17 protein-coding genes are annotated in these 16052 nt (G+C 65.5%); 4 read left to right on the top strand and 13 right to left on the bottom strand.

The annotated features are described in order from the left end of the window. Positions 1 to 391: 391 nt before the first annotated feature. On the bottom strand, positions 392 to 1351 hold the full coding sequence (locus HNR60_RS21325; RefSeq protein WP_184261874.1) for a glycosyltransferase family 2 protein: 960 nt from the start codon (positions 1349 to 1351) through the stop codon (positions 392 to 394). A 376-nt stretch (positions 1352 to 1727) separates the two neighbouring features. Here HNR60_RS21325 and HNR60_RS21320 point away from each other — a divergent pair, with 376 nt between their 5' ends. Together HNR60_RS21320 and HNR60_RS21315 are read left to right on the top strand one after the other, a co-directional pair. Continuing rightward, positions 1728 to 2234: a collagen-like protein gene (locus HNR60_RS21320; protein WP_184261872.1), complete on the top strand. Its 507-nt coding sequence runs from the start codon at positions 1728 to 1730 to the stop codon at positions 2232 to 2234. 175 nt (positions 2235 to 2409) lie between these two features. Further along, a complete protein-coding gene (locus tag HNR60_RS21315; RefSeq protein ID WP_184261870.1) occupies positions 2410 to 2775 on the top strand; it encodes a hypothetical protein in 366 nt (121 codons plus the stop codon). A 27-nt stretch (positions 2776 to 2802) separates the two neighbouring features. Here the strand turns inward: HNR60_RS21315 and HNR60_RS21310 are convergent, their stop codons facing one another. The 4 genes from HNR60_RS21310 to cysK all read right to left on the bottom strand — a co-directional run bounded on the left by HNR60_RS21310 (position 2803) and on the right by cysK (position 5681). Beyond that, positions 2803 to 3858, bottom strand: a complete 1056-nt coding sequence (locus tag HNR60_RS21310; protein WP_184261868.1) for a hypothetical protein — start codon at positions 3856 to 3858, stop codon at positions 2803 to 2805. A gap of 202 nt (positions 3859 to 4060) precedes the next feature. Then, a complete protein-coding gene (locus HNR60_RS21305; RefSeq protein WP_184261866.1) occupies positions 4061 to 4261 on the bottom strand; it encodes a hypothetical protein in 201 nt (66 codons plus the stop codon). Positions 4262 to 4417: 156 nt separating this feature from the next. Continuing rightward, a complete protein-coding gene (locus HNR60_RS21300) occupies positions 4418 to 4657 on the bottom strand; it encodes a BrnA antitoxin family protein (protein ID WP_184261864.1) in 240 nt (79 codons plus the stop codon). A 43-nt stretch (positions 4658 to 4700) separates the two neighbouring features. After that, a complete protein-coding gene (gene cysK, locus HNR60_RS21295) occupies positions 4701 to 5681 on the bottom strand; it encodes a cysteine synthase A (RefSeq protein WP_184261878.1) in 981 nt (326 codons plus the stop codon). Between the two features lie 227 nt (positions 5682 to 5908). Between cysK and HNR60_RS21290 the strand changes: the two genes are divergently transcribed. After that, the gene (locus HNR60_RS21290) at positions 5909 to 6124 is read left to right on the top strand and encodes a hypothetical protein (RefSeq protein ID WP_184261862.1); all 216 of its coding nucleotides are present in this window, start codon (positions 5909 to 5911) and stop codon (positions 6122 to 6124) included. A gap of 283 nt (positions 6125 to 6407) precedes the next feature. Here the strand turns inward: HNR60_RS21290 and tgt are convergent, their stop codons facing one another. The 5 genes from tgt to coaD all read right to left on the bottom strand — a co-directional run bounded on the left by tgt (position 6408) and on the right by coaD (position 10385). After that, complete coding sequence (gene tgt, locus HNR60_RS21285) at positions 6408 to 7541, bottom strand: tRNA guanosine(34) transglycosylase Tgt (RefSeq protein WP_184261860.1); 1134 nt, start codon at positions 7539 to 7541, stop codon at positions 6408 to 6410. Then, complete coding sequence (gene queA, locus HNR60_RS21280; RefSeq protein ID WP_184261858.1) at positions 7538 to 8620, bottom strand: tRNA preQ1(34) S-adenosylmethionine ribosyltransferase-isomerase QueA; 1083 nt, start codon at positions 8618 to 8620, stop codon at positions 7538 to 7540. The genes tgt and queA overlap by 4 nt, the downstream gene beginning before the upstream one ends. A gap of 171 nt (positions 8621 to 8791) precedes the next feature. After that, on the bottom strand, positions 8792 to 9262 hold the full coding sequence (locus tag HNR60_RS21275; RefSeq protein WP_184261856.1) for a peptidylprolyl isomerase: 471 nt from the start codon (positions 9260 to 9262) through the stop codon (positions 8792 to 8794). Positions 9263 to 9294: 32 nt separating this feature from the next. Beyond that, complete coding sequence (locus HNR60_RS21270) at positions 9295 to 9858, bottom strand: peptidylprolyl isomerase (protein ID WP_184261854.1); 564 nt, start codon at positions 9856 to 9858, stop codon at positions 9295 to 9297. Between the two features lie 29 nt (positions 9859 to 9887). Beyond that, positions 9888 to 10385: a pantetheine-phosphate adenylyltransferase gene (gene coaD / locus HNR60_RS21265; RefSeq protein WP_184261852.1), complete on the bottom strand. Its 498-nt coding sequence runs from the start codon at positions 10383 to 10385 to the stop codon at positions 9888 to 9890. A 323-nt stretch (positions 10386 to 10708) separates the two neighbouring features. On the opposite strand from coaD, the gene HNR60_RS21260 reads away from it, so the two are divergent. Further along, a complete protein-coding gene (locus HNR60_RS21260; protein WP_184261850.1) occupies positions 10709 to 10966 on the top strand; it encodes a hypothetical protein in 258 nt (85 codons plus the stop codon). A gap of 92 nt (positions 10967 to 11058) precedes the next feature. Here HNR60_RS21260 and gyrA read toward each other — a convergent pair whose 3' ends face one another. From gyrA to hfq, 3 genes are all read right to left on the bottom strand, one after another. Next, positions 11059 to 13833: a DNA gyrase subunit A gene (gyrA, locus tag HNR60_RS21255; protein WP_184261848.1), complete on the bottom strand. Its 2775-nt coding sequence runs from the start codon at positions 13831 to 13833 to the stop codon at positions 11059 to 11061. Positions 13834 to 14268: 435 nt separating this feature from the next. Beyond that, positions 14269 to 15654 carry a GTPase HflX gene (hflX, locus tag HNR60_RS21250; RefSeq protein ID WP_184261846.1) on the bottom strand — a complete coding sequence of 462 codons (1386 nt, stop codon included), beginning with the start codon at positions 15652 to 15654 and terminating at the stop codon, positions 14269 to 14271. Between the two features lie 11 nt (positions 15655 to 15665). Continuing rightward, positions 15666 to 15914, bottom strand: a complete 249-nt coding sequence (hfq, locus tag HNR60_RS21245; protein WP_006020546.1) for an RNA chaperone Hfq — start codon at positions 15912 to 15914, stop codon at positions 15666 to 15668. Between the last annotated feature and the right edge of the window lie 138 nt (positions 15915 to 16052).

Raw genomic sequence — 16052 nt, 5'->3', positions numbered from 1 at the left:
GCTGGGCGATGGAATCACGATCAGAACGCCAAATCAATTTGCCAGAAAACCGGCGTCAGACCCGCCCAAACCGGCAAAAATCTATACTTGCAGCCACACAAAACCGATTCTCGCTCAACGACTTATGTGTTCTTCACGGATGACTAAATAATATCTTCAAGGTTCAAGGCGAGCCGTTTTCGACGGCTTGCTTTGTCGTGCCCGCGCACTGTCGGCAGAATTGTGTTTGTGGATTCGCCGGGTGCGATGGCAAATCGGACGTGCGGCGGTCAGGTCGCCTGCCCTGCCAACCCGCTCCGATCGCCGGGCTCGACGGCGACCGCGGCACGGCCGCCGCCATGCGCGTTCCGTGTCAGCCCGCTGCATCCGCCGCGCGGCCAAGCCGCTGGCGCTACAGACGCTGGCTCGAGCGCAGCTTGGCGCGGATGGTCTCGATCTCCGGATCGGCGTCGATCGTCTCGCTGACCCGCTTGCTGTCCACCTGTCGGTAGTACGCCGCCAGCGCCTTGAGCGGATGGGCCCGCTTGTCGGCGGTGTAGCGCAGCGCGAGGTCCCAGTCGTTCAGGCGGCTGAGCCGCGGGTCCCAGAGACCGTAGCGCGCCACGAGTTCACGCCGGTGCACCACGACATTGGTGTCGATGAAATTGCCGGCCACCAGCCGCTCGCGGTCGAACGGCTCCCACAAGATGCAGGCCGAGTTCAGATTGTGCAGGAAGGTGACGAGCGCGCCATAGACGAAATCGATCTCCGGATGCACCGACATATGATCGACGGCGAGCGCCAGAAAATCAGGATACCAGGTGTTATCAGAGTCGAGATACGCGACCAGCGGGGCCGAGGTCGCTTCGAGACCACGGTTGCGAGCGGCCGAACTGCCGGCGTTGTGCTGACGAACGTAGCTGATGCGGCGGTCGCTCAGAAACGCAGCGACGACCTGTTCGGTCGCGTCGCTGCTGCCGTCGTCGACGACGACAAGCTCCCACGCCGGAAAGCTCTGCGCCTGGACGCTCGCGATCGCCTCCCCGACAAAGCGCTCCCGGTTGTAAGTCGGCAGAATGACCGACACCGCAGGGGTACCAAGCTTCGCCACGGCCTCGCGTGCCCCCGGCGGCCGCGCGCTCGGTGACGCTGTGACGAGCTGTTGCAGCGCGAACAAGCGCGCCTGCAGGCCATCCAGCCGAGCTTCCTCACGCGACGCCTTTTCAAAGCGTTCATCGAGGGCGGCGCCGAGCCGGTCATTCAGTCCGTTTTCCAACCTTTCGACGCGCTCCCGAAGAGCTTTGATTTCGGGATCAAGGGCAAACCGCCGGAGCAACTTCATGCGCAACGTATGGGCGAGTTCACCTATCATTACATGCTTCCGCTCGGCGACAGCCGGCGCCATGGAGCGGCCGGAAGGGCGGAACAGGACAAATCGGAGTGGCCACATTTTGTCAACTGAGCCGAACACCGGCACCGTCACAAGATCGTGGTCGGGCGACCACGGTTTCGACCGCTGTGCGCGCCGACGCGGTGAGCAAGGCCGCGGCCATCACTGCATGCGTCGATCGGCTTCGCTGGAGACGATTCTTCTGCCCCATCCCGGATGCCGCGCGCGGGCGAAACTGTTATCTTTTCTGATTACGATGCCGGCGGACCCGCGCCGGACGCGCGGAACGGGACGCCGCGCGCCGGATTGGTCGTTCGTCGGCGCGCCATCCTGCCTCGAGGAAACAAAGGGAAACCAGATGCTGAAACACTCTGTGCTACTTGGCTCTGCCGCGTTGCTGATGGCGGCGACAACCGCCTCCGCGCTCGATCTCGACGACGTCGCGATCCAGAGCGGCAAGCTCGTGATCACCGGCCGCACCGACAAGCCGAAACAGCCGGTCGAGCTGCTCAACAGCGGCGACAAGACGCAGAGCTCGTCGTCACGGCGGTTTCGGTTGTCGCTGTCCTATCAGCCGGAGACCTGCAAGCTCGACCTCAAGGTCGGCGACGAGGTGCTGAAGGATCTCTTGGTGGCCAATTGCGCGCCGCGCGGCCCGAAGGGCGAGCCAGGCGCCAAGGGCGAACCCGGCCCGCGCGGCGAAGCCGGTCCGAAGGGCGAACCCGGAGCCAAGGGTGAACCCGGAGCCAAGGGCGATTCCGGCCCGCGCGGCGATGCGGGTCCGAAGGGCGACACTGGTGCGAAGGGCGAACCCGGACCCAAGGGTGACACCGGACCGCAGGGCGAGCCCGGCCCCAAGGGCTGATCGCGCCGATCGGCCTACATCACGAGACGTGGCGCCATGGCGCGCCGCGTTGTCGATGCAACCGCGCCGCGCCGCGCCTCGCAAATATTTCAATTTACGTTCCGTTAACCGCAGCCGGGTCTAATGACCGCGTCGCAGCGCTTGGCGCTTGACGACGTTGGCGCGGAGCATCGGCATGGCCGACATGATGAGCATTCTGTCGTCGCATTATACGGCGGCGGCACTGAACACGGGCACCAAGACGCCCTACAAGAACGTCGACGCCAAGAGCTATGAAGGCACCTGGCAAGGCACCTATGCCAACACCAAGAAATTCAAGGTCACGGTGTCCGACGTCAGCGGCTTTCGCGCCCAGGTCAAATATGAAAGCGAAGGCAGCCTCAAGTTTCAGTCGGTGCTGATCAAGGACAATTCGTTCCGGGTCGGCGACAGCAAGTTCACGCTGACCGGCAACAACAAGGCCACGGTCAAGACCGCGGTGACCGACCCGGTCACCAGCCAGACCAGCCTGGTCACCGGCACCGCCAAGCGCGACGTCTGATCGCGGCTGCGCACTCAATCCACGCTGCTACTTGCCGATGAGATCGGCGCGCCCAACCGCCGCCATTGGCGTCGCCGCGCGCCGCGCCGGCAGCACGCGCAGCTCATGCCCGAGCCGCCGCAACGCCGGCCAGGCTTGCAGCAATCCGAGCGGCCACAGCGGCGCGATCATCAGCCCCCAGTAGAAATTGTTCGGCCGGCCGACGATCAGGAAGCCGATGGTGTGGCCGGCCACGGTCAGCGCCAGCCGCAACCCAAGCGCGCTGCGCAGCGTCGATAGCCCGAGCAGCGCCAGCGGCAGCAATACTGCGCCGAGCCAGGCCGGCGCCGCGGCCAACATCAGATTCCAGCTCGCGGTCTGCAGCACGAAGCTCCAGCCGCCGAACCGCAGCCAGGGCGGCGAACCGGGATCGGCAGCGCTCACCACGGAGCTGACCTCGAGCGCGTGCCAGCCGAGCGCCAGCGCAAACAGCGCCAAGCCGCCGAACCAACCGGCGGCCTCCTTGCGGCAGCCGTCCTTCAGCGCCAGCACCGCCATCACCACCAGATACGGCGCCGCCAGCTCGCGCAGCAGCGCCGCCAGCGTGGCGATCGCCAGGCTCAGCCACCAACTGTTGCGGCGGCGCAGCGCCAGCGACAGCGCGATCAACAGTCCGGCCCACACCTCGTGCAGCGGATAGGCATTGGGCGCCAGCGCCGGCGCCAGGCCGCTGCCGAGCAGCAGCAGGAGGGCCGTATAGCGCAACGGCTCGCCGCGCAGGCCGCGCCAGCGCCACGCCCAGGCGGCGAAGGTGACGGCGGCAAGCGCCGCCAGCGCCAGCCGGATCACGCCGTCGCTGGTCGCAGCCATTGCCACGCTGAGCGCGGGCGGCCGCACCGCCACGAACGGGCGCAGCGGATAGCTGTTGGCGCGCAGCTCGCCGGTGATCGCGGCGTAATAGCCTTCGCCGTGGCGGAGGCGATCGACCACGCGGCTGTACAGCGCGAGATCGCCGATGCCGTCGGTCGGAGGCGGCTGCGGCGGTGCGGCATCGCGGGTGAGCCCGAGCGCGATCAGCGACAGCAGCAGGAGCAGCGTGGCCATCGCGACCACGGCGCGGGCGCCAACCCGGCGCGGGGCCAGGCGGGCGGCAAGGCGGGCGTTAAGGCGCAGCGCTTCGCCCGATCGTTCGCCCGACATCTCGCCCCCATCAGCAAAACGCTGATTTGAGACCGCGCCGGCTAATATTTCGTTCAGGGCGCCGGCAAAGCCGCCGCGGGCAGAAAAGCCGCCGCGGGCAGAGCGCTCAGACTGTCTTGGGCTCCGCCAGCGCGTCGGCGGTCTTCTTGATGGTGTTGGCGATCAACAGCGCCTGCTCCTTGTTGACGGCGAAGTCCTGCACGCCCTTGGCGGTGGTCAGCGACAGGATCATCAGGTCGGGCTGGTGCTCCGGCCAGCCGGTCGCAAAGCCGGTGACGAAGTCGGCCGAGGTGGAACGCTGGGTCATCTGCTTTGTCCTTTGAGCGCACGGTGGCGGGTGGAAGGCACCCGCGTGCCGCACCTGCATCGGCGGCGGAGATACTCCGCGGCGCCGATCAACACAAGCGGACGTCCGCGCGCGTGGAGACGCTGCGCCCGCGGCCCCTCCTTCGAACCGCCCGGACTACTTCCCCGCCGCCTTGCGCAGCGCATCGTTGATGCGGTCCTGCCAGCCCGGACCGCCGTCCTGGAAATATTCCAGCACGTCCTGATCGATCCGCAGCGAGACCATCTCCTTGACGCCGGGAATGGCGACCGGCTTCGGCGGCAATTCGGCGACCTTGGTGGTGGTCTTCTTGAAGGCGGCTTCGGCTTCGGTCCGCGCATCGGCCAGGGTGCGCGGGCGTCGTGGAGGTTGTGCCATCGAATGACTCTCTTGTGTGGCGTGGTGAATGCGATCGAAAAACTCAGATGCCCTCGAACAGCGCGGTCGACAGATAGCGCTCGGCGAACGACGGCACGATCGCCAGGATCACTTTGCCCTCGCTCTCCGGCCGCTTGCCGATCTCCAGCGCCGCGGCGATCGCCGCGCCCGACGAGATGCCGCCGGGAATGCCTTCGTTGCGCGCCAGCGCCCGCGAGGTCTCGAGCGCGGTGGCGCTGGAAATCTGGATGATCTCGTCGATCACCGAGCGATCGAGAATCTCCGGCACGAAGCCCGCGCCGATGCCCTGGATCTTGTGCGGCGTATGGGTGCCGCCGGACAACACCGGGCTCTCCGCCGGCTCCACCGCGACCACCTTGAGCGACGGGATCCGCGGCTTCAGCACCTGGCCGACGCCGGTGATGGTGCCGCCGGTGCCGACGCCGGCGACGAAGTAATCGAGCTTACCGGCGGTGTCGTTCCAGATCTCTTCCGCGGTGGTGCGGCGATGCACCTCCGGATTGGCGAGGTTCTTGAACTGCTGCGGCATCACCGCGTTCGGCGTGCTGCGCACCAGTTCCTCGGCGGTGGCGATCGCGCCCTTCATGCCCTGCGCGGCCGGCGTCAGCACCAATTCGGCGCCGAGAAACGCCAGCATCTTGCGGCGCTCGATCGACATCGAATCCGGCATCACCAGCTTCAGCCGATAGCCGCGCGAGGCGGCCACATAGGCGAGAGCGATGCCGGTGTTGCCCGAGGTCGGCTCGATCAGCACGCTGTCGGCATTGACCACGCCGGCCTGCTCCATCGCGATGATCATCGCAGCCCCGATGCGATCCTTCACGCTGGTCGCCGGGTTGAAGTATTCCAGCTTGGCGAGAATCGTCGCCTTGACGCCGTGCTGCTCGGGCAGTCTTCGCAACCGCACAATCGGCGTATCGCCGATCGAGTCGACGACGCTGTCGAAAATTCGGCCTCGGCCGGGCGCCCGTGTGTGCACTGCATTCGGATTTGACGTCGTCATCATGGAACATCTCCAACGCGGCAAGAGGGCCTGAAAACAAGCAAGTAGCACAAATTATCGCCAGGATGTCGGATGCATGCAAGCGCCAAAGCGTGCTGATTATCGCTGCAATGCAACCATCAATTCCGCGGCGGAAAAGAAATCACACAAGAAACGCATTTGTGTTGCGACATCGTCAGAGTTTCCGGTGTATGATTTGTGCAACTGATCCGTTGAGGAGGTCCCCGATGCCAGCAGTTGCTGAAGTCATGTCGACCAATACGCCTCGTCCCGCTCCGCGTGGAAGTGATCTGCCTACCTGCCCGGTTTGCGCCGATTCCATGGTCGCGGCCGAGGCCTCCGCCTTCGTCGCCGACAACGTGATCAGCTATCTGTGGAGCTGCGACACCTGCGGCTACGGTTTTGTGACGAAGCATGCCGTGAAGCGTTTCTCGTGCAATTGAAGCGGGGCAAGTCCCGCGTCGAATTGGTTTAAAACTCGTTAGTTGATGATCTGATCGTGGCGCGTTGAGCGCCACTTTTGTTTTCGGATCATTGCAACCGCCGGAATGCACATCCAGCCTGATCGATGGACGTACTGACGTAATCGAAACTGTAGCCCGTCATTCCGGGGCGCGAGTTCGTAGAACGAGCGAACCCGGAATCCAGTATTGCAGGGCGGTGAGTACTGGATCCCGGGTTCACTCGCGGCTCACGCCGCTCATGCCCCGGGATGACAGCCGAGGCCTACAGCGCCGCGATGTCGCCCTGCGCCCAATGGGCGCGTGTCTGCTGGCGAAACGACTCGAACGTGCCGTTGCTGATCGCCGCGCGGATGCCGCTCATCAGGCTCTGATAGTAAGCGATGTTGATCTCGGACAGCAGCATCGCGCCGAGCGTCTCGCCCGACTTCACCAGATGATGCAGATAGGCCCGCGAGCAGTTGCGCGTCGACGGCCAGCTGCTTTCCGCGTCGAGCGGACGCGGATCGTCGGCGTGGCGGGCGTTGCGCAGGTTCACCGAACCAAACCGCGTAAACGCCACACCGTGCCGTCCGTTCCTTGTCGGCATCACGCAATCGAACATGTCGATGCCGCGCGCCACCGCCTCCAGAATGTCCTCCGGCGTGCCGACGCCCATCAGGTAGCGCGGCCGGTCCTGCGGCAGCACCGGCGCGGTCTCGTCGATCATCGCCAGCATCACCTCCTGCGGCTCGCCGACCGCGAGCCCGCCGATCGCGTAGCCGTGGAACCCGATCTCGATCAGCCCGCGCGCGCTTTGCTGGCGTAGCTCCGGCACGTCGCCGCCCTGCACGATGCCGAACAGCATGTGGCCGTCCGGCGCAGTCTCGAAGGCGCGCTTGCAGCGCTCGGCCCAGCGCAGCGACAGCCGCATCGCGCGGTCGATATCGTCGCGTTCCGCCGGCAGCCGCACGCATTCGTCGAGCTGCATGGCGATGTTGGAGCCGAGCAATAGCTGCACCTCGATGGCGCGCTCCGGCGATAGCTCAATTGCCGCGCCGTCGATATGCGAGCGAAAATTCACCGCCTTCTCGCTGACCTTGCGCAGCTGCGCCAGCGACATCACCTGGAAGCCGCCAGAGTCGGTCAGCATCGGCCCGTTCCAGGTGGTGAATTTTTGCAGGCCGCCGAGGGCTGCGATCCTTTCGGCGCCGGGCCGCAACATCAAATGATAGGTGTTGCCGAGCACGATGTCGGCGCCGGCGTCGCGCACCTCGCGCCAGTGCAGCCCCTTCATCGCCCCGAGCGTGCCGACCGGCATGAAGGCTGGCGTGCGTACCACGCCATGCGGCGTGGTCAGCCGGCCGAGCCGCGCGGCATCGCTTTGTCCCAGCAGTTCGAAGTGATTAGCGAGCGTCATGAGGTCGTTCGTTCCGGAAACAGCAGGCAGGCGTCGCCATAGGAATAGAACCGATAGCCGGTGGCGATGGCATGCGCATAGGCCCGCTGCATGGTCTCGCGGCCGGCGAACGCCGACACCAGCATGAACAGCGTCGAGCGCGGCAGATGGAAATTGGTCATCATCAGGTCCACCGCCTTGAAGCGATAGCCCGGGGTGATGAAGATTGCGGTGTCGTCGGCGAACGGCCGGATGCTGCCGTCGTCGGCCGCGGCACTCTCGAGGAGCCGCAGCGAGGTGCTGCCGACCGCGACGATGCGGCCGCCATTGGCGTGCACGGCATTCAGCGCGTCGGCGGTTTCGCGGGAGACGCAGCCCCATTCGGCGTGCATCTTGTGGTCCTCGGTATCGTCGACTTTCACCGGCAAAAACGTGCCGGCGCCGACATGCAACGTGACGCGGTGGATGGCGACGCCGCGTGCGGCCAAGCCGGCTTCCAGCTCCGGCGTGAAATGCAGCCCGGCGGTCGGCGCTGCCACCGCGCCCTCATGGGCGGCGAACATGGTCTGATAATCGGCGGCGTCACGGTCGTCCGGCGCGCGCTTCGAGGCGATATAGGGCGGCAGCGGCGGCGCGCCGAGTTCGGCGATCGCCTGGTCGAGCGCGGGGCCGTGAAACGAAAACGCCAGCGTGATCTCGCCGGCTTCGCCCTTGTGCTCGACGGTGGCATCCAACTGGCCGAGCAGACAGACCCGGCCGTCATGGCCGAAACGCACGGTGTCGCCTTCGTTGAGTTTCTTGGCGCCCTTGACCAGCGCCTGCCAGCGCGAGCCGTCGAGCCGCTTGATCAGCGTGGCCTCGATCTTGGCTTCGGTCTCGCGGCCGATGCGGCGGCCACTCAGCTGCGCGGCGATCACGCGGGTGTCGTTGACCACCAGCGCGTCGCCGGGCGCGAGCCAGTCCGGCAGATCACGCACCACGCCGTCATGCAGCGCCGCTCCGGGCTGCACCACGAGGAGGCGCGCGGAATCCCGCGGCTGCGCCGGCCGCAGCGCGATTGCCGTGGCCGGCAAGTCGAAGTCAAACAGATCGGTGCGCATGAGAGGCTGGCACTGAATGCTCCCTCTCCCCGCTTGCGGGGAGAGGGGTGGGGTGAGGGGGTTGATGAGCTGCGACCTATCGCAACGCCCCCTCACCCGACCCGGCTTCGCTCACGCTCCGCCGGGTCGACCTCTCCCCGCACGCGGGGAGAGGTGAAGAGGCGCTGATCGTTATTCGGCTGCGTCGTCGGCGGCCATGCGGGCCTTGACGATCTTGTCGGGGTTCTGCACCGGCTCGCCGCGCTTGATCTTGTCGACGTTCTCCATGCCTTCCACGACCTTGCCCCACACCGTGTACTGGTTGTTGAGGAACGAAGCGTCATCGAAGCAGATGAAGAACTGGCTGTCGCCGGAATCCGGGCTCGCCGCGCGCGCCATCGAGGTGGTGCCGCGGACGTGCGGCTCCTTGTTGAATTCGGCCTTCAGCTTCTTGCCCGAGCCGCCGGTGCCGGTGCCCTGCGGACAGCCGGTCTGCGCCATGAAGCCTTCGATGACGCGGTGGAACACGATGCCGTCGTAGAAGCCTTCGCGGACCAGCTCCTTGATGCGGGCGACGTGGTTCGGCGCCAGATCCGGGCGCATCTCGATGGTGACGGGGCCCTGGGTGGTGTCGAGGATCAGGGTGTTTTCGGTAACGGCCATGTTGGAATTCCTGTTCGATGGATGTTCGGTGATTACTTGATGTCGGAGGCGACCTGGACCTTGACCATCTTGTCAGGGTCGGTGACCGCGCCGCCGGCGGAGCCGGGAGGCGCCTTCTTCAACTTGTCGACCACGTCCATGCCGGACACCACGTCGCCGATCACGGTGTACTGGCCGTTGAGGCCGGAGCCGTCGGCGAACATGATGAAGAACTGCGAGTTGGCGGTGTCGACGCTGTCGCCGCGCCGCGCCATGCCGACGATGCCGCGCTTGAACGGCACCTGGGAGAATTCCTGCTTCAGGTTGGGATATTTCGAGCCGCCGGTGCCGTTGAAGTTCTGGCCGTCGCCGGTCTGCGCCATGAAGCCGTCCATCACCCGGTGGAACGGCACGTTGTTGTAGAAGCCTTCGCGGGTCAGCTGCTTGATGCGCTCGGCGTGCTGCGGCGCCAGGTCCGTGCGCAGCTTGATCACGATGCGACCCTTGGTCGAGTCGATCACGATCGCATTGGCCTTGTCGAGATTGGCCGGCAACGGCTGGGCGATGGCGGGAGCCGCACACAATAACGCGGCGATGAGGCCTAGAATTCGGATCATGATAACTCCGGATCAGTGAGAAAAGCCGGTCAGCCGGCGAACTTGGTCTTCAGGCTGTGGGCGACCTGCGGCGGCACGAAGGCCGACACATCGCCGCCCATCTGAGCGATCTGCCGCACCAGTGTGGCGGTGATCGGGCGGACGCTGACGCCTGCCGGGATGAAGACGGTATGCAGCTCGGGCGCCATGGTCTCGTTCATGCCGGCGATCTGCATCTCGTAGTCGAGGTCGGTGCCGTCACGCAGGCCGCGGATCAGGATGGTCGCCCCCACCCGCTGCGCCGCGGTGACGGTGAGGTTATCATAGGTGGTGCAGTCGAACGCGCAATGCACGGTGGCCGCCAGCGGCGCGAACACCGCCTCCACCATCTCCAGCCGCTCCTGGGTGGAAAACAACGGCTTCTTGCCCGGATGCACCCCGATCGCCACGATCAGCCGGTCGCACAGCCGCACCGCCTGCCGGACCACGTCGAGATGGCCGTTGGTGACGGGGTCGAAAGAGCCTGGATACAGAGCAATACGGGGCATCCCCCCTCCTAGCCTGCCCGCCGCAGCGTCGCAAGCCGATCCGTTCCACGGCACCTGGCGCGGGCGTCAAGGTTTATTTTCGATTGACCCTTGAACCAAATGGGGGCTCGCGCGTCATCTGGGTGCAACAAGCAAAACTCTGAAAACATTGCAGCTTTTCTCGCAATGTTTCGTAACGCCGATGCGATGAAACAATCGGCGCTGCGATGAAGCCTTAATACCGGGCGGACGACAACGTCCAGAAACCGGAGCTGGGTAAACCACCAGCATAGGGACGCGACAAACTAACCGGACCGCAAAGGTCCATTCGACAGGGAATCGTCATGATCAAGGCTCTTTCAGCAATCGCCGTCGCCGCTTTCGTTGCAGCCGCCCTGACCATTCTGCCGGGCTTTGCGCCGCAGGTCGAAGCCAGCGTGCCGCAGGCGCTCGCCAAGAGCGACCGGCTCGACGTCCGCCCGGTGGGCCGGGATTGCTCGCAGCAGGCCTGGCCGAATTTCGAAGCCTCCTGCCTGCGCACCGCCGGCGCCAAGACGCTGACCATCCACGAAGCCCGCCTGGTGACCACCGAGCGCCGCTGACCGAATTCGAGTTTACCAAAGCGCTTCCTCCAAGTAGCGCTCTTCGAAGGCCCCCGGAGTGCCCGCCGGGGGCCTTTTCGATTCGGGGCGGCTCAGCCTTCGCCCTCAGCCCCGTTCTCATGCCCGTTGCCGTTGCCGTTCTCGGTGTCCTCGCCGATCCGTTCGACCGAGACCACGTGCTCGTCCTCGGCGGTATTGAACACCGTGACGCCCTGGGTGGAGCGGCCGACGATGCGGATGCCGCCGACCGGGCAGCGGATCAGTTGCCCCTTGTCGGTCACCAGCATGATCTGATCTTCCTCCTCCACCGGGAAGGAAGCCACCAGCTTGCCGTTGCGCGGGTTCACCGCCATCGCGACGATGCCTTTGCCGCCGCGGCCGGTGGTGCGGTACTCGAACGACGAGGTGCGCTTGCCGAAGCCGTTCTCGCTCAGCGTCAGCACAAACTGCTCGTTGGCCGACATTTCGGCGTAGCGCTCCGAAGAGAGCGCGGCGATCGCGTCGACCTCCTCCGCCTCGGTCTCGGCAACTTCCACCGCCTCGACCGCCTCGACCTCTTCGCCGGTGGCGGCGCGGCGGAACGCGCCGGATTGCTTCAGATAGGTGGTGCGCTCGGCCGGGTTGGCCTCGAAATGCCGCAGGATGGTCAGCGAAATCACCTGGTCGCCATTGGCCAGCGCCATGCCCCGGACGCCCATCGAGGCGCGGCTCTGGAACACGCGGACGTCAGTCACCGGGAAACGGATGCACTGGCCGCCGGCGGCGGTCAGCAGCACGTCGTCGCGGTCGGTGCAGATCTGCACGTCAACGATCGCCTCGCCCTCGTCGAGCTTCATCGCGATGATGCCGGAGCGGCGCACGTCGACGAAGTCGGACAGCTTGTTGCGGCGAACGGTGCCGCGGGTGGTGGCGAACATCACGTCGAGCTCGGCCCAGGAGGATTCATCCTCCGGCAGCGGCATGATGGTGGTGATGCGCTCGCCCTGCTCCAGCGGCAGGATGTTGATCAAGGCCTTGCCGCGGCCGTTCGGCGGCGCGATCGGCAGCCGCCAGACCTTTTCCTTGTAGACCTGGCCGCGCGACGAGAAGAACAGCACCGGCGTGTGCGTGGACGCCACGAACAGCCGGCTGACAAAGTCTTCCTCGCGGGTCGCCATGCCGGAGCGGCCCTTGCCGCCGCGGCGCTGCGCCCGATAGGTCGACAGCGGCACCCGCTTGACGTAGCCGGCGTGCGACACCGTCACCACCATGTCCTCGCGCTGGATCAGGTCTTCGTCTTCGACCTCGCCTTCCTGCTCGATGATGGTGGTCTTGCGCGGGGTGGCGAACTCCGCCTTCACCGCCGCGAGTTCTTCTTTGATGATGGTCTGGACGCGCGCGCGCGAGCGCAGAATTTCCAAGTAATCGGCGATCTCGATCGCCAGCTTATCAAGTTCCTCGGAAATTTCCTCGCGGCCCAACGCGGTCAGGCGCGCCAGCCGCAGGTCGAGGATCGCCTTGGCCTGTTCGAACGACAGCCGCGCGGTGCCGTCGGCGTTGAGCCGATGCCGCGGATCGTCGATCAGCGTGATCATCGCGGCGACGTCCTTGGCCTCCCAGTCGCGCGCCATCAAGGTGTCGCGCGCGGTGGCGGGATCGGGCGAGGTGCGGATGACCCGAATGATCTCGTCGATGTTGGCCACCGCGATGGCGAGGCCGACCAGGATATGGGCGCGGTCGCGCGCCTTGTTGAGCAGGAATTTGGTGCGGCGGGTGACCACCTGCTCGCGGAACGCCACGAACAGCCGCAGCAGATCCTTCAGGTTCATCAACTGCGGACGGCCGGCGTCGAGCGCCACCATGTTGGCGCCGAAATTGGTCTGCAGCGGGGTGAAGCGATACAGCTGATTCAGCACCACGTCCGGCACCGCATCGCGCCGCAGTTCGATCACGACGCGAAAACCGTCGCGGTCGGATTCGTCGCGCAGATCGGAGATGCCCTCGATCTTCTTCTCGCGCACCAGTTCGGCGATCCGCTCCACCATGGTGGCCTTGTTCACCTGGTAGGGAATTTCCGAGATGATGATCGCTTCGCGGTCCTTGCGGGTCGGCTCGATCGCGACCTTGCCGCGCATCACGATCGAGCCGCGGCCGGTGTGATAGGCGAGTTTCACCCCGGCGCGGCCGAGGATGATGCCGCCGGTCGGGAAATCCGGTCCCGGCACGATCTTGGTCAGATCATCGATGCTGAGCACGGGATCGTCGATCAGGGCCACGCAGGCGTCGATCACCTCGCCGAGATTGTGCGGCGGGATGTTGGTGGCCATGCCGACGGCGATGCCGCCGGCGCCGTTGACCAAGAGATTGGGGAATTTCGCCGGCAGCACGCGGGGCTCGCGGAACGAGCCGTCGTAGTTGTCCTGATAGTCGACGGTGTCCTTGTCGAGATCGTCGAGCAACAGCTGCGCGATCTTGGTCAGGCGGGATTCGGTGTACCGCATCGCGGCCGCGGCATCGCCGTCGACCGAGCCGAAATTGCCCTGGCCGTCGATCAGCGGCACGCGCATCGAGAAGTCCTGCGCCATGCGGACCATGGCGTCATAGACCGACTGGTCGCCATGCGGGTGATACTTACCGATGACGTCGCCGACGGTGCGCGCCGACTTGCGATACGGCTTGTTCCACTCGAAGCCGTTCTCGTACATCGCGTAGAGAATCCGCCGGTGCACCGGCTTCAAGCCGTCGCGTGCGTCCGGCAGCGCGCGGGCCACGATCACGCTCATCGCGTAATCGAGGTAGCTGCGTTTCATCTCGTCGAGAATTGAAACGGGGCGGATATCCGAGGGCGCCGGCGGCTCCCCAGGTTTGTTGTCGTCGGTGTCGGCCAAAGGTGATTTCCGGTCAGAATCTGTTCGGCAATTTATAGCCGATCGACGGCTGCCGAACCACCCTTAAACGGTTCCGGCCGAGGGTTTTTCCGTTCGTTTTTCCAATTACTTACGGCGCAGCCACGCCCCGCCCAAAGGGTCATTCCGGGGCGCGAGGCCGCAGGCCGAGCGAACCCGGAATCTTGCCGCAAGCACAGCAAACGGCGCAGCACCCGTCGCAAGATTCCGGGTTCGCGCGCAGCTTCGCTGCTCGCGCCCCGGAATGACGGCTTCGGCGGGGGGCGACGCGCGTGTGCGTACCTGTTGGTGCGCTGCAGATCCGGGGCCGTCACGAATCGCGGTTTCTGGAATGGTCCCGGTTCTGCGGAGCAGCGCTTCGCGCTGCGCCGCGCCCGGGACACAAGACCTCAAAGCCGACGTTGGGGTGTCAGCCCTTCACTCCGGATGCAGCACCGCACCGAATCGGCTGATCACGGTGTCGCGCTTGGTCGGATCGACCCGCACCGTCATGGCGAAGCGGCCGTCCTGCAGCTCTTTCTCCAGCACCTCGGTGTTGCGATGCAGCCAGCTGACGCCGGCGCCGTCGGAGGCGTCGATGGAAAGATCGAGCGTGATCCGAGCGGCGGCCAGCCGATCCTCGATCGCCAGCAACAGCGCGTCGACGCCCTCGCCGGTCACCGCGGAGACCAACAGGCAGGGATGCTCCGGATCGCGGCGCGCGGCGATGTTGCGCAGGTTGTCGAGTTCGTCGGAGGCGAACTGGTCGATCTTGTTCCAGACCTCGATGATGCGGCCGCCGCCGCCGGCTTCCGGATCGATGCCGAGCTGGCGCAGCACGGCTGAGACGTCGTCCTGCTGGGCGTCAGCATCCTCATGTGCGATGTCGCGGACGTGCAGGATCAGATCGGCTTCCAGCACTTCTTCCAGCGTGGCGCGGAACGCCGCCACCAATTGCGTCGGCAGGTTGGAGATGAAGCCCACGGTGTCGGACAGCATCGCCTTGCCGCCGTGCGGCAGATGCAGCGCGCGCAGCGTCGGATCGAGCGTGGCGAACAGCATGTCGGCGGCCTGCACGTCGGCGCGGGTCAAGCGGTTGAACAGCGTCGACTTGCCGGCATTGGTGTAGCCGACCAGCGCCACCACGCGGTACGGCACGCGCTGCCGGCCGGCGCGATGCAGCCGGCGGGTGCCCTGCACCTTCTTGATCTCGTTTTCGATCTTGCTGATGCGATCGCCGATCAGCCGGCGGTCGGCCTCGATCTGGGTTTCGCCGGGGCCGCCCATGAAGCCGAAGCCGCCGCGCTGCCGCTCCAGATGGGTCCAGGAGCGCACCAGCCGCGAGCGTTGATAGTTGAGATGCGCGAGCTCGACCTGCAGCGCGCCTTCCTTGGTCTTGGCGCGGCGGCCGAAGATCTCCAGGATCAGCCCGGTGCGGTCCAGCACCTTGGCGCCCCAGGCCTTCTCCAGATTGCGCTGCTGGATCGGCGACAGCGCGCAATCCATCACCACCAGGTCGGCCTCGTGGGCCTTGATGGAGCCTAAGATCTCCTCGACCTTGCCTTTGCCGAGATAGGTCGCCGGGCGGATCTGGCTGATCGGCGCCAGGATGGCTTCCGCCACCGTGAGGTCGATCGCCAGCGCAAGGCCGGCGGCTTCCTCGAGCCGGGCCTGTGAACTGCGCTGGGCGTGGATTTCCGCCTGCGGGTCGGGGTCACCCCGACGCGCACGCAGATACGGACCGATGACGATGGCTCGTCCGGTCGGCTGGTGGTCTGACGGCCGCGGCCGGTCAGCGTCCCCTTCGAAGCTCCGGGGTTCCAATCAGATCAATCTCAAGCTGGGGCGTCCTCGCCACCTTCGAACAGTTGGATCGGTGCGCCCGGCATGATGGTGGAGATCGCATGCTTGTAGACCAGCTGCGAATGTCCGTCCCGCCGCAGCAGCAGGCAGAAATTGTCGAACCAGGTGACAATGCCTTGCAGCTTTACGCCATTGACCAGAAAGATCGTCAGTGGCGTCTTGGTTTTCCGTACGTGGTTGAGAAATGTGTCCTGTAGATTCTGTGCGCGGTCGGCCGCCATTTTTTTTGTCCCGAGTGTCGTTTTGTTTCTTTTTTTAAACCAGACGCCGCTCCCTGCCGGGAGAATTGCCTCGGTTGCCACCTGGCCCTGAGATCCCCCTCCGGCCAGTTGTCAAGATGATTAGACGGCACGGGTCGT

It is taken from the genome of Rhodopseudomonas rhenobacensis (assembly GCF_014203125.1).
GTDB lineage: Bacteria > Pseudomonadota > Alphaproteobacteria > Rhizobiales > Xanthobacteraceae > Rhodopseudomonas_A > Rhodopseudomonas_A rhenobacensis.
The sequence above is the reverse complement of the archived record's forward strand: the minus strand, read 5'-3'. Positions and strand labels throughout refer to the sequence as shown.

Excerpts from the sequence above, each read along its gene's own strand:
- HNR60_RS21325 (WP_184261874.1), bottom strand. The coding sequence starts at position 1,351 with ATGATAGGTGAACTCGCCCATACGTTGCGCATGAAGTTGCTCCGGCGG.
- HNR60_RS21320 (WP_184261872.1), top strand. The coding sequence starts at position 1,728 with ATGCTGAAACACTCTGTGCTACTTGGCTCTGCCGCGTTGCTGATGGCG.
- HNR60_RS21315 (WP_184261870.1), top strand. The coding sequence starts at position 2,410 with ATGGCCGACATGATGAGCATTCTGTCGTCGCATTATACGGCGGCGGCA.
- HNR60_RS21310 (WP_184261868.1), bottom strand. The coding sequence starts at position 3,858 with ATGGCCACGCTGCTCCTGCTGCTGTCGCTGATCGCGCTCGGGCTCACC.
- HNR60_RS21305 (WP_184261866.1), bottom strand. The coding sequence starts at position 4,261 with ATGACCCAGCGTTCCACCTCGGCCGACTTCGTCACCGGCTTTGCGACC.
- HNR60_RS21300 (WP_184261864.1), bottom strand. The coding sequence starts at position 4,657 with ATGGCACAACCTCCACGACGCCCGCGCACCCTGGCCGATGCGCGGACC.
- cysK (WP_184261878.1), bottom strand. The coding sequence starts at position 5,681 with ATGACGACGTCAAATCCGAATGCAGTGCACACACGGGCGCCCGGCCGA.
- HNR60_RS21290 (WP_184261862.1), top strand. The coding sequence starts at position 5,909 with ATGCCAGCAGTTGCTGAAGTCATGTCGACCAATACGCCTCGTCCCGCT.
- tgt (WP_184261860.1), bottom strand. The coding sequence starts at position 7,541 with ATGACGCTCGCTAATCACTTCGAACTGCTGGGACAAAGCGATGCCGCG.
- queA (WP_184261858.1), bottom strand. The coding sequence starts at position 8,620 with ATGCGCACCGATCTGTTTGACTTCGACTTGCCGGCCACGGCAATCGCG.
- HNR60_RS21275 (WP_184261856.1), bottom strand. The coding sequence starts at position 9,262 with ATGGCCGTTACCGAAAACACCCTGATCCTCGACACCACCCAGGGCCCC.
- HNR60_RS21270 (WP_184261854.1), bottom strand. The coding sequence starts at position 9,858 with ATGATCCGAATTCTAGGCCTCATCGCCGCGTTATTGTGTGCGGCTCCC.
- coaD (WP_184261852.1), bottom strand. The coding sequence starts at position 10,385 with ATGCCCCGTATTGCTCTGTATCCAGGCTCTTTCGACCCCGTCACCAAC.
- HNR60_RS21260 (WP_184261850.1), top strand. The coding sequence starts at position 10,709 with ATGATCAAGGCTCTTTCAGCAATCGCCGTCGCCGCTTTCGTTGCAGCC.
- hfq (WP_006020546.1), bottom strand. The coding sequence starts at position 15,914 with ATGGCGGCCGACCGCGCACAGAATCTACAGGACACATTTCTCAACCAC.